Source organism: Ruegeria sp. HKCCD7628 (genome assembly GCF_057221005.1).
Map to the genome: position 1 here is coordinate 360,266 of NZ_JBWVBA010000001.1, position 12,886 is coordinate 373,151.

Below are 12,886 nucleotides of genomic sequence, written 5' to 3' on the forward strand. Positions count from 1 at the left end.
CTGTTCGGCAAGACCTTGCCCCTTTTTTCAGCTTGCGTGGACGAAAGCGGTGGTTTTGCCGTACCCTCGCCTAAGGCAAAGACATTTGGTTTGGGGGTATTTATGGCCAGCATTCGGGATAGGTTGAACAATCTCGCGCGCGACTATGCGATTGCCTGGAGTTCAGGCAACCCTGACGAAGTGGCACGGTTTTACGCTCCTGATGGGCAAATCACGATAAACCGAGGAGATCCGATTGTCGGACGGGCCGCAGTTGCTGAAATGGCGCGCGGGTTCTACGCAGACTTTCCTGACCTCGAGGTGCGCTGCGACATGATGCGATGGGCAGGTAGTCACGCCATCTTTGTTTGGACATTGGAAGGTCATCACGCGCAAACCGGCAACCATGTCATCACCCGCGGCTGGGAAGAGTGGGAATTGACCGAGGACCACAAGGTGAAAACTTCGCTGGGATGGTTCGACACCGACGATTATCAACGCCAGATCGACGGGAAATAACGCCTAAAGCGCTGCGAATTGCGCGGCTTGCTTGTCCGTCCATAGAACGGTCAGTTCGAAACCATCCTCGGTCTGTTTTTCGGCCCGAACCACGTCCTGACGGAACAACCATGCCCGCTTGTCACCCTCGGCATAGCCCAGCAACAGCGTCGTTTCGTGTCGAACCCCTTGAAGCTTGGTCGCGATGTCGGCCAAAAGCGGGCCAACGCCTTCTCCTGTGACCGCCGAAATCGCGTAAACCTCAGGGTCACGATCCGCACGGGCAACAGCCGCTTCGCGTTCTTCGGGGTTCAACAGATCGATCTTGTTCCAAACTTCCAGACGCGGGCGGTTATCCTCGACCCCAAGAGACGTCAGGATGGTTTCGACATCCTGCGCCTGTGCTTCAGTCTCTTCGTGGCTGATGTCGCGGACATGGACGACGATATCGGCACCCAGGACTTCCTCTAACGTGGCGCGAAAGGCAGCCACCAGCTCGGTCGGCAGGTTCGAGATAAACCCCACCGTATCCGACAGGATCACCTCGGGACCATCAGGCAGTTCGACCCGGCGCATAGTTGGATCAAGCGTGGCAAACAGCATGTCCTTGGCCATCACTTCGGCACCGGTCAGACGGTTGAACAAAGTGGACTTGCCCGCGTTTGTATAACCCACCAGCGCCACAATAGGATACGGCACCTTGGCACGGGCCGCACGATGCAAGGTGCGTGTCTTGACAACTTTCTGCAATTGCCGCAGCAAGCGAACAAGTTGTTCGTCAATGGCGCGCCGGTCGGCTTCGATCTGCGTCTCGCCGGGGCCGCCGACAAAACCCAAACCGCCCCGCTGGCGTTCCAGGTGGGTCCAGGCGCGTACCAATCGTGTCCGTTGATAGCTGAGTGCGGCCATCTCGACCTGTAGAACACCTTCACGTGTCCGGGCGCGGTCGCTGAAAATCTCGAGGATCAGCCCCGTCCGGTCGAGGATTTTGACTTTCCACGCCTTTTCAAGGTTGCGCTGCTGGACAGGCGTCACCGGACCGTCGATCAGCACCAGTTCGATTTTGTTGTCGTGCAGCCGCTCGGCCAGTTCTTCAATCTTGCCACTGCCGAACAACAAACCGGCCTGCGCCCGCGGCAAGCGCACAATTTCTGACCCGACCACGTCAAGGCCGGGCAAAGCAGCGGCCAAAGAAACCGCTTCTGCCAGCGCCGGTTCAGGGACACGGCGCTGTTCATCTGACTTGATTTCCGGATGCAGCACCCAAGCCCGGGTGCGCGTCCTGTCATGTTCCATCAAGAGGCGTCTTCGCCCTCATACAGGTTGATCGGCTGTGATGGCATGATGGTCGAGATCGCGTGCTTATAAACCAGCTGCGACTGTCCGTCGCGGCGCAACAACACGCAAAAGTTATCAAACCACGTGATCACACCTTGCAATTTCACACCGTTGATCAGGAAAATTGTGACCGGGACCTTTGCCTTACGTACATTGTTCAGGAACGCGTCCTGCAGATTCTGTCTGTCCGAAGCCATATTTTTATAAACTCGCCATTGTTCTTGCTACGCGCTGCGGACCAACGCGCTCCCTCTGGCAGAGTATGGAGTGTCGTTAACCGAGTTTCCAGATGAAAAATCAATCATTAACACGAGTGTTGATTCTCAGTCCCGCCACAAGGACGGTGTGATCAAGGCGATAATTGCCAGCGTCTCAAGCCGTCCAATCACCATGGCGGCGCACATTGTCAGCTTTGCGCCCCCCGATAGATCAACCAGTCTGATGGGCACGTCAGTCGCCAATTCGATCAGAGGGCCCGTGGTGCTGAGGGCGGCAACTGTCAAAACCATCGCCTGCTCGAACCCCGCGCCCATTGCCGCCAACAACATGTTGAACAATGCAGCCGTCAACGCGAACATCATCAGAAAGATCCACGCAATAAAGGCGCCGTCGCTTTGGATGCGCTTATTTCCGCCCCCGACCCCGCTAACAGAAGACGGGTAGATCAGCCTGTCGATCTCGCGCGCACCATTCAGGTAAAGAGCAAACACACGCAGCAGTTTGACCCCTCCGGCCGTGGTCGCGACACCACCGCCAATCAGCGCGATTCCCAACAGAACAAGGCCCGGAGTCCCCAACCCCGACAGCTGTTGCGCATCGTTCCAGTTTGCACTTTCGAACCCAGCGGTGGTCAAAAAGGACAATACTGTGAAAACCATCCCCCAGATCACACTGAGCGCTTGAACCGGCGTCAGTTGGTTGCCGATTTCATTCACTCCGGCCCAAACGCGGGTGAACAACAGTGCGGCGACAGCGACAACGATCATAAGGCCGATCCGGAACTCGGGGTCTTTGTCCAACCGCGAATACCCGGTTGTTGCCGTATCGGTGGAAAACGTCAGACGCGACAACGCGAAGAAAAGGAACAGAAAGATGATCGCCTCACCAGTGATCCCAGCCTGCGCTCCTTCCAATCCCCCGACCGGAGAGATACCCGACGTCGCCATCGTGGACATCGCATGACAGATCGCGGTCAGGCCGGTTTCCCCGGTAATCAGCAGCAACAAACAGATCACCAGCGTTAACCCGGCATAAACCGGGGTCAGCGTCCGGGTTACGCGGATGAGACGGCCACGCGGATCAACACGTTCACTTTGCGCCACGCCTGTCACAGGACGTCCCGGCTGACCACGTGCCGTAACCTCGAACCCGCCCAGCGACAACGGCGCAAGAATGGCCGCCGCCGAAATCCACATCAGCAACCCGCCCATCCAGCCTACTTGGGCCCGCCACAGATGCAGTGGGGCGCTCAACCGTTCGGGGTCAGGGAAGATATCCGCCCCCGTGGTAGTCAAGGCGCTGACCATGTCGAAATAGGCGTTCAGAAAAGTGGTGTTTCCAAGCGCATCATGCAAAGGAATCGCCAAAAACAACGGTAGAACGGTAAAACAGCCAAGAAGCACGGCCAATTGCCCAAGAGTTCCCCGGCGAGGAATACGATTGGATGAGGCCAACGCAATCGTGGCCACCACGAACAAACCCAGTAATCCAGAGTAGAAGAACGACCGCGAGGTATCGTGGTCATTCAAAGCCAGCGCATAAGCCGCAGGTATCCACATCGACACTGCGGCGATGCCCCAGATCAGCAAGAACAACGGCAAGCGCCGCACCAGTCCGATCTGATGTGCAACAACCCGCGCCATCAGAAGAAATCAATCGAAACCTGCATCAAGCGCTCGACCTCTGGCACTTCCTTGGCCATCGCAAAGATCGCGACCACGTCTTTTTCCTCGATCCGCAGACTGCCCGAGGGACGCACCAACTCATCGCCCTTGCGGACCGCACCCACCAGAACACCTTCCGGGAAGTCAATGTCGCGTAGCCTTTGCCCGGCCATTGGAGAGGTCGAGAGGACTTCGGCCTCGATCACCTCGGCCTCGGCGTCCCCAATCGAATAGACCTGCCGCACCCGTCCGTGCCGGATATGGCGCAGGATCGAACTGACCGTTGTCGCGCGCGGGTTGATATATGCATCAATGCCAAGCGGCCCCATCAGCGCGACCATGCTGGGGTCGTTGATCAAAGCAATCGCCAATGCGCATCCTTCAGCTTTGGCTCGCACGGCAGCCAACATGTTGGCGCGGTCGTCATCCGTCACGGCCAGCATGGCATCCGCCCGTTCGATCCCGGCCTCACGCAGCAGTGCAGCGTCCAGACCATCGCCGTTCAGAACAATTGTCCGTTCCAATGCTTCGGCGGCTTGTTCTGCACAACTGCGGTCCCGCTCGATAATCTTGGCGCGGACACGACTTTCGCGTTCTTCCAATGTGCGCGCGACTTCCAGCCCGACATTGCCGCCTCCAACGATCACCACGCGATCCTGTTTCCTCTGCGCTTTGCCGAAAACCTCCATCGTGCGGTCCACGTCTTTGACATTGGCAAAGACATAGCATTCGTCACCAACGAACAGCTGATCTTCGGATTCCGGCGCAAACAACGTACCCTCGCGCCGCACCCCGACAACGATGGAACTGAGGGTCGAAAACAGATCCGTCAGCTGCCTCAGGGGCGTGTTCACGATCGGGCAATCCTCATCGATACGGATGCCCAAAAGCTGTGCCTTCTCATCCATGAACATCTCGGTATCGAATGCCGAAGGCGCCGAAAGGCGGCGCATGGCGGCAGCGGCCACCTCGCGCTCGGGACTGATTACGACGTCTATAGGCAGGTGATCCCGACGGTAGAGATCTGAGTGAATAGCTTGCAGGTAGGATTTTGACCGCAAACGCGCGATCTTGCGCTGAATTGAAAAAACGGAATGCGCCATCTGACAGGTGACCATGTTCACCTCGTCCGAATGGGTCGCGGCGATGATCATCTCGGCGTCACGCGCACCAGCGCGTTCCAAGACATCCGGGTAGCTGGCAAAGCCGGCAATGCCCTGAACGTCCAGCGTTTCAGTAGCCCTGCGGACAAGATCAGGGTTATTGTCCACTACCGTCACGTCGTTCAATTCGCCCGACAGATGCCGTGCAATCTGCCAGCCTACTTGGCCAGCGCCGCAAATGATGACCTTCATATCGTGGGCCCTTCTGCCTGAACGTTTTGAATGACAGATGGTCCCGAAGTGGTCAATTGAATTGTAAAATCCCTGAGGTCAGGGCATTCTAAATCCATGAAAACAGTAATTCGTTTACTCATTCCTTTGACAGTCCTGACCGCATGCGGGCCATTGTCGATGTACTATCGCGAGGGCGAAAGTGTATCGCGCGTGCAGACCGAGACGACGCAATGTCAGGTGCAGGCCCTGAATGATGCGCCAGTCGCCAATCAGGTTCGTCAGGGACCGCCGACTTATTGGCCCGGGCGAACATATTGCGACAGCCGCGGTCGATGCCACCGCACAGGCGGTTGGTGGCAACCTGGTCAGATCTACACAGTCGATGTCAACCAAGGCCTGCGCAACACGGTCGAAGCACAGTGCATGGCCGCCAAAGGTTATCGCCCGATCAGCCTGCCGCCTTGTAAGCAAAGCGTTAAAAGCCGCGTGCCCGCCGTTCGTACAACCGAACTACCACCCCTGAGCACCGAGTCCTGTTTCGTCAAATTTGACGATGGCTCTTTCCAGATCATCACACCTGGCCAGGCAGGTTAAAGACCCGGCGGATTATTCCGCCGGCTCAGGTTCGTCAATCTGCGCAACCCGCGCACCCGACTTGTTCGATGTCACAACGCCCAACGACTTCAACTTGCGATGCAGCGCGCTGCGTTCCATCCCGACAAAGCTGGCGGTGCGACTAATATTCCCGCCAAACCGGTTGATCTGCGTCAGCAGATATTCACGCTCGAACGCCTCGCGTGCCTCGCGCAGCGGCAGAGTCGCCAGTGCACCCGACAAAACCACACGACCGGAGTCGTCGGATTTTTCATCCTCGGTCGGCAGTTCTCTGGCCTCAATCGGGCCGGTCCCATCCCCAAGGATCAACACACGCTCGATCAAGTTCTTCAGCTGACGCACGTTGCCCGGCCAGGTCATGGTTTGCAACAAGGCCACGGCTTCATCCGATATCTCGCGCACCGGCAGACCCTGAGACTCATTGCACATTTCTATGAAATGTTGCGCCAGAACCGGAATGTCCTCGCGCCGATCCTCCAACGAGGGCACGTCAATCGGAACAACATTCAGGCGGTGATACAGCTCTTCGCGGAACCGTTCTGCCGCGATTTCTTCGTCGAGGTTCTTGTTGGTCGATGAAATGACACGCAGATCCACGCGCACCTTGTCTGAGCCGCCAACACGCTGGAATTGCTGATCGACCAGCACCCGCAGGATCTTGGACTGAGTCCCCAACGGCATATCGGCAACCTCGTCAAAGTAGACAACGCCCCCATGAGCCTCTTCCAGCAATCCGGATTCGACGCCGCGCTCTGATGATTCTCGACCAAACAGAACCTCTTCCACACGCTCTGGTTCGATACCGGCGCAATTGACCGTCACAAATGGCGCGTTTGCCCGGTTCGAATGGGCGTGAATGTACCGCGCGGCGATCTCTTTGCCGGATCCGGCAGGACCGCTGAGCATTACGCGACCGTTCGACTTGGTCACCTTGTCCAACTGTCCCTGCATCGCGCGGAACGAGGCGGACTTGCCGATCATGTCGGAACTCGTGACCTCCTTGCGCTTGAGCGAGGCGTTCTCGCGGCGCAAGCGCGAGGTTTCCATCGCGCGACGGATAACAACCATCAACTGATCAATGTTAAAGGGCTTTTCGATAAAATCATAAGCCCCCTGCTTGATCGCCGCGACGGCGATCTCGATGTTCCCGTGACCCGAAATGATCACCACGGGCACATCCGGATTGTCGCGTTTGACCGCCTTAAGAATGTCGATCCCGTCCATACGGCTGTCCTTCAGCCAAATATCCAGAATCAGCAGACCCGGCGGCTCGGAATTGATCGAGACCATGCACTCGTCCGAGTTGCCAGCCAGCCGGGTTGAATAGCCTTCGTCCTCCAGAATGTCGGACACCAGCTCGCGAATATCGCGTTCGTCATCTACGATTAGAATGTCACTCATCTTTGGCCTGCTTTCAGTTTGTTTGTTTTAATTGCCTGCTTTTGTGGCGCCGAGGATTGGGGGAAATTGCCCCCGGGCAACCGGATCACGGCCATCGCGCCAAAATGGTCCTGTCCGTCAAATACCGGTGCATCTTCCAAAGTCAGTGCACCGCCATGTTCTTCGATTATTTTCTTAACGATGGGCAGGCCAAGGCCCGTCCCCTCGTCTCGTGTGGTCACATAGGGCTCGAACAATCGCGCCCTGTCTTCCGGTAAACCTATTCCGTTATCTGCTATCGTTATCACCGTACCTGCGTCATCGGGCGTCACGTCCACTTTTATCTGTGGCTTCAGATTGTCGGGGGCGCCCTTTCTTTTCAGCGTTTCGATAGCTTCACCCGCGTTTTTGATCAGGTTCGTCAAAGCCTGATTCAACATCGTCGCATCCACATCCAGTTGGATGGGCTGGTCTGGCAAAGAGGCCAGAATCTCGACATCCGGTTGTCCCGATTGCTGCAACAAGACCGCTTCTTGCACCAGCTCAACAATGTTTTCCTCGCGCCGCTCGGGTTCGGGCATCCGGGCGAATTTCGAAAATTCGTCGACGATCCGGCGCAAATCATTGGTCTGACGCACGATGACATCCGTCATCGACACCAACTTGTCGCAATCCTCTTCATCCAGCTTGGTCGAGAATTTGCGTTTGATCCGTTCCGCGCTCAGTTGGATCGGGGTCAAAGGGTTCTTGATCTCATGCGCGATCCGGCGCGCCACGTCACCCCAGGCTGCCAACCTCTGCGCACTGACCAGATCGGTTACGTCGTCAAATGCAACCACGTATCCTTCAAGTCCACCGTCCTCGCCGCGGCGGGTGGCCATACGTACCAACAGGTTTTCCAAGCGCCCTTTACGGGTCACCTTGACCTCACCCTGAACCGCTTCCTGACCGCTGTCCTTCAGCGTTTCGAATAGGGGAAGGAATTCAGGAACGGCAATGCCGATGGCCAAGTGTTCTTCGCCACGCGACCAGTCCAGCAACCGTTCAGCCGAGCGGTTCACGAATGTTACGCAACCATCCGGATCTACGCCGACAACCCCGGACGTGACCGAGCTGAGAACCGAGTCAAACAATCGCCGGCGGCGTTCGATTTGCCGCGTATTCTCAAGAAGGGTATCGCGCTGCCCTTTCAACTGCCGTGTCATCTGGTTGAAGTAACGGCCCAGCATCGCGATCTCATCATCGCTGGCCTCTTCAATCACCTGAACGCTCAGATCACCCGCACCAACCCTTTGGGCCGCCGTTGTCAACCGCCCCACCGGGCGCGAGAGGCGCTCGGCAAACCACATTCCCAAAGACATCGCAGCAAGGATCAAAATGACCGCAAAGCCAAGATATAAAAGACCGAACTCGAACAGAACCCGGCCCCGGTCGCTTTCAAGCTGTTGATAGAACTGTGCCGTTTCCTTGGTGTCGTCCAGCAAGGTCAGCAACTGCCCGTCGACTTCGCGACTTACATAAAGGTATCGATCCAGAAAGGCGCGCAGAGGAACCAACGCCCGGAATTCGCTGTTCTGCCAATCTGCAATGATCAAAAGGCCCGTATCAGCGGCTTCGACCAGTTGCTCTGGCGTCGGAGCTTCGTAGTTGAACAGGTACGACCTGTCGCCGCGCGATTTGATCTCGCCACTGCCGTCGATGACATAAGCCTCGCGCAGACCACGCTGAATCTGAGATTGTCCCTGTGCCAACACAGACCGCAATTCGGCGTCCGAGATGTAGAAATCTACTGCGCGTGAATTGTCCAAGAACCGCGCAAGAACTGTGGCGTCCTGCGTCAAGCCCTCGCGGTGCTCTTGCTCGTAAGCTTCAGCGGCCGTGAGAGATGAGCCCACAACTTGCCGAACACGGTCTGAAAACCAACCCTCAAGCCCGATGTTCACCGTCAATCCGGCGAAGATGGCAACTGTCACGGTTGGAACCAACGCCAAAAGCGTAAATGCGCCGATCAGTCTGAGGTGCAGGCGCGAGCCCGCGGATTTCGCGCGCCGTGCCGCAATCAACGTACCAACCTGACTGAGCACAAGCGCCGCAACGACCAGTACATAGACCAAGTCCGCAAGCAGGATGAGCCGCAGAGTTGGTGCAGAAGCCCCAAGGTCAAAGGGGCCGATCACAAGATACGTCGCCAACGCCAAAGCAGGGCCCAGAAGAACCAGACCCAAGGTGCTAAAATTGCGCAGCTTTCGGGATTTTCGCCACCGATTAATCGATAGGATCAGCCCGCTCTGTGCTCGGGATGCCACCGTCTGCCCTCATCCTGATGCGCCGCTTTCGCGGCTAACCGCCATATTTCGTGGTCCTTGCCGGGTCAGAACCCGGATGCCACGCTTTGTGTGGCCATATTACATCAGTTTGCGTCTGCGTGTCACCTGAATATCGAGGTCTGTAATCTTTTTCCGCAGCGTATTCCGGTTAATCCCCAGAAGATCAGCACATTTTGCCTGATTCCCACCAGTTGCATCCAGCGCCAGTTCGATCAGCGGGGCTTCGACCTCGCGAAGAATGCGTTGGTAGAGACCCGGAGGTGGCAGCAAATTACCGTGCAGATCAAAGTACCGCCTCAGATGACGCGCAACCGACGCCGATAGTTTTTCGCGTTCGCCGTCACCCAGAACAGGTTCAGCCTCGGGCTGACTGCCCAGCACCATCTCAACCTCGGCTTTCGAGATTTCATCGGCGCGGCTGGTCAGGCTCAGACGGCGGATTGCGTTTTCAAGCTGCCGCACGTTACCCGGCCAGGAATAGCGTCGAACCAGTTCCACCGCGTCAGCGCTAAGCCAGCGCTTGGTGCCGTGCTCACGTTCTTCCCGTGCCAGAAAGTGATCGGCCAGCAAGGTGATGTCATCAACCCGTTCCCGCAATGCCGGCACATGAATGGTCGCACCGCACAAACGGTAATAGAGATCCTGACGCACGCGCCCACTCTCCATCGCCTCGGTCAGGTCGGACTGGCTGGTTGCCATAAAGCGCGGAACGTGATCGCCGGGCGTGTCCATCATGCGCACGATACGGGCCTGCAGTTCATCCTCGATATCGGCAATTTCATCAATCAGCAACGTACCGCCACGCACACGGGCCATCACCCGCGCGGGGCCTTCCAGATCCCGCAGATCGGCCGCAGTTGCAGTTACAAATGGCAGCGTCCGACGATCCGAGAAGTCATGAATTGCCCTTGCAATCAGCGATTTACCCGTTCCACTTTCACCAGATATCATGACCGAAAGATCAGTGTTCATAACCCGTGCAACCAGCCGATAAAGCGCTTGCATTACCGGTGTCCGTCCGACCAAAGGCAATTCTTCCGGACGCTCGTCGACAGGTTCCGCCACTTCGGTCTGAACGCGCTGTTTCTGCTCCAGCGCGCGCGCAGTGCGCTTCATCAAATCCGGCAGGTCAAAGGGCTTGGGCAGATAATCATAAGCATCCGCCTCGGCCGCCTGAATTGCCGTCATGATCGTGTTCTGAGCCGAGATTACAATGACTGGCAAACCTGGACGGTCCTGAGCGATTTTTGGCAGCATTTCCAGACCGTTGCCGTCCGGCATTACGACATCCGAGATCACCACGTCCCCCTTGCCCTCACCAACCCAGCGCATCAGCGTGGTCAGTGAAGAGGTCGCATGCACCTTGCATCCAGCCCGCGTCAGGGCCTGTGTCAAAACGGTGCGGATCGTGCGGTCGTCATCTGCGACCAGAACTGTTCCATCCATTTGGTGCTCTCCTTAAGCTCTTTCCGGCTTTGTCTTACGTTGCATCCTTCGGTGCCCGCCTCAGCGAAATGCGGAACACCGTACGGCCCGGCACCGAGTCGGCGGAAATCCAGCCGTCATGGTCCGAGATGATCTTGCTCACCAGCGCCAGCCCGAGGCCGGTGCCGTTTTCCTTGCCCGACACGAACGGGTCGAAGATATCGCTACGGATTTTCTCGGGCAGGCCCGGCCCGTCGTCGATAATCTCGATTTGCAATGGCAGGGAATGGCCCGAACCATCACTGCGCCGAAGTCGGAAGGAATGTTCGAAATACGTCCTGATGCGAATTATTCCGCCTTTGGGATCAGCAGCTTCAGACGCGTTTTTCAACAAGTTCAAAATGACTTGCAGGAATTGATCCGGATCACCATAGGCCAGCGGCAACGAAGGGTCGTATTCCTCGATGATTTTCATATGCGCGCCGAATCCTAGCAAGGCCGACCGGCGTGCGCGGTCCAGGACATCATGAATATTCACTGGCTTGAAATCAGGCTCCGACAGGTTTCCGAACTGCTCGACCTGTTCCAACAGCTTTACGATACGACGACTCTCAGCGACGATAAGGTCTGTAAGTTCAAGGTCTTGCTGTGAGATGTTCATACTCAGCAGTTGCGCCGCGCCAGTGATGCCGGCCAGTGGATTCTTGATCTCATGCGCCAGCATCTCGGCCATGCCGATCGCCGACTGCGCCGCCGATTTAACAGTATTGCCCCGCGTCATCCGCCCTGCCAGTTCTCGCGGCGAGATGATCATGATCATTGAACCCGGATGACCAACCAATGGTGCAATCTGCAGCGCGCATTGCAGCGGCGCACGATTGCCCGAGCCCGCATCTACATCATTCACGAACAAGGGTGTTCCCTGCGCCCGCGCGCGCTCGAACGCCTCTTCTAGTGGCGCGTCGACCGCAATCTGATCCCAAACCGGGTGCCCGATCACCGATTTACGCGAGGCATTAAGGAATCCTTCGCCGGCTGAATTAACGTCGGATATCCGATCATCGCCATCAATTATGAAGGCCGGTACCGGAAGCGAAGTCCAAATACTCTGGTCTGAATTCATGCGACAGCCTCCGCCTCAGTGCTTACGGCGTCACCCAGCAGGCGGATCACCTCTTCCGTATCGCGAGAGGTCAGAACGGCGCGGCGCAAGGCTGCTGGCGTACCAGCTTGATCCATATACCAACCCAGATGTTTGCGCGCGACGCGCAGACCCAGATCGCTACCGTAAAAGCCCAGCATCGCCTGATAATGCGCGCGGACCATCTCGATCAGGTCCTCGCCCTGAGGCACCACCGGCGCAGGCGCGCCATAAAGATCGTGGCAGACCTGAGCCAGAACCCAAGGCTGACCTTGAGCACCCCGCCCGATCATGACGCCATCCGCGCCTGACTGATCCAACGCGGTTCCCGCTGTTTCCGTATCCACGATATCCCCATTTGCGACTACAGGGATATCGACCGCCTCTTTCACCGCGCGGATCGCCTGCCAGTCCGCCTGCCCCTTGTAGAACTGACAGCGCGTGCGCCCGTGGATCGTCACCATCTGCACCCCTGCCGCCTGCGCGCGCCGCGCGACGTCCGGCGCATTCAGTAATTTGTCGTCCCACCCCAACCGCGTTTTCAGCGTGACCGGCACATCAACCGCCGCGACCACCGCCTCGATCAATGTCAGCGCATGATCCGGCGTTTTCAGCAGCGCCGAGCCGGAATAGCCATTCGTGACCTTCTTGGCCGGACACCCCATGTTGATGTCGATCACCCGCGCGCCCCGATCAGCGACCTGCCGGGCGGCCTCGGCCATCCAATGCGCCTCACGCCCGGCTAGTTGAACGGCGGTGTTTTCCACGTCGGCCGACAGCTCGGCCCGTTCGCGCACGCCGGGTTTGGCCTGCACCATTTCCTGGCTTGCAACCATTTCACTGACCACCATACCCGCGCCAAAGCGCATCACCAAATCGCGAAACGGGCGGTCGGTGATTCCGGCCATCGGGGCCAGCAGCACCGGCGGAGTCAGGTCTTTGTCTGCGAGTTGAAGAGTCAAC

General features: G+C 57.5%; 11 protein-coding genes. 2 read left to right on the top strand and 9 right to left on the bottom strand.

What is annotated here, in order from left to right:
- Positions 1-102 precede the first annotated feature (102 nt).
- Complete coding sequence (locus tag AC2TAD_RS01770; RefSeq protein ID WP_480865662.1) at positions 103-498, top strand: SgcJ/EcaC family oxidoreductase; 396 nt, start codon at positions 103-105, stop codon at positions 496-498.
- 3 nt (positions 499-501) lie between these two features.
- Here the strand turns inward: AC2TAD_RS01770 and hflX are convergent, their stop codons facing one another.
- The 4 genes from hflX to trkA form a co-directional block, all read right to left on the bottom strand.
- Positions 502-1,773, bottom strand: a complete 1,272-nt coding sequence (hflX, locus tag AC2TAD_RS01775; RefSeq protein ID WP_480865663.1) for a GTPase HflX — start codon at positions 1,771-1,773, stop codon at positions 502-504.
- Positions 1,773-2,012, bottom strand: a complete 240-nt coding sequence (gene hfq, locus AC2TAD_RS01780) for an RNA chaperone Hfq (RefSeq protein WP_005982826.1) — start codon at positions 2,010-2,012, stop codon at positions 1,773-1,775. Before hfq ends, hflX begins: the two co-directional genes overlap by 1 nt.
- A 126-nt stretch (positions 2,013-2,138) precedes the next feature.
- The gene (locus AC2TAD_RS01785) at positions 2,139-3,677 is read right to left on the bottom strand and encodes a TrkH family potassium uptake protein (RefSeq protein ID WP_170752841.1); all 1,539 of its coding nucleotides are present in this window, start codon (positions 3,675-3,677) and stop codon (positions 2,139-2,141) included.
- The gene (gene trkA / locus AC2TAD_RS01790) at positions 3,677-5,053 is read right to left on the bottom strand and encodes a Trk system potassium transporter TrkA (RefSeq protein ID WP_480865664.1); all 1,377 of its coding nucleotides are present in this window, start codon (positions 5,051-5,053) and stop codon (positions 3,677-3,679) included. Before trkA ends, AC2TAD_RS01785 begins: the two co-directional genes overlap by 1 nt.
- Positions 5,054-5,149: 96 nt before the next feature.
- Here trkA and AC2TAD_RS01795 point away from each other — a divergent pair, with 96 nt between their 5' ends.
- Positions 5,150-5,629 (top strand): hypothetical protein, encoded by a 480-nt coding sequence (locus tag AC2TAD_RS01795; RefSeq protein WP_209194490.1) that lies wholly within the window; start codon positions 5,150-5,152, stop codon positions 5,627-5,629.
- Between the two features lie 12 nt (positions 5,630-5,641).
- Here the strand turns inward: AC2TAD_RS01795 and ntrX are convergent, their stop codons facing one another.
- The 5 genes from ntrX to dusB all read right to left on the bottom strand — a co-directional run bounded on the left by ntrX (position 5,642) and on the right by dusB (position 12,885).
- Entirely contained in the window at positions 5,642-7,051 is a 1,410-nt protein-coding gene (gene ntrX / locus AC2TAD_RS01800; RefSeq protein ID WP_480865665.1) for a nitrogen assimilation response regulator NtrX, read from the bottom strand.
- Positions 7,048-9,336: a sensor histidine kinase NtrY-like gene (locus tag AC2TAD_RS01805; protein WP_170354344.1), complete on the bottom strand. Its 2,289-nt coding sequence runs from the start codon at positions 9,334-9,336 to the stop codon at positions 7,048-7,050. Before AC2TAD_RS01805 ends, ntrX begins: the two co-directional genes overlap by 4 nt.
- A 99-nt stretch (positions 9,337-9,435) precedes the next feature.
- Positions 9,436-10,803 carry a response regulator gene (locus AC2TAD_RS01810; protein WP_170354345.1) on the bottom strand — a complete coding sequence of 456 codons (1,368 nt, stop codon included), beginning with the start codon at positions 10,801-10,803 and terminating at the stop codon, positions 9,436-9,438.
- A 34-nt stretch (positions 10,804-10,837) separates the two neighbouring features.
- Positions 10,838-11,905, bottom strand: coding sequence for a two-component system sensor histidine kinase NtrB (locus AC2TAD_RS01815; RefSeq protein WP_170354346.1), 1,068 nt, complete (start codon positions 11,903-11,905; stop codon positions 10,838-10,840).
- A complete protein-coding gene (dusB, locus tag AC2TAD_RS01820; RefSeq protein ID WP_480865666.1) occupies positions 11,902-12,885 on the bottom strand; it encodes a tRNA dihydrouridine synthase DusB in 984 nt (327 codons plus the stop codon). Before dusB ends, AC2TAD_RS01815 begins: the two co-directional genes overlap by 4 nt.
- Between the last annotated feature and the right edge of the window lies 1 nt (position 12,886).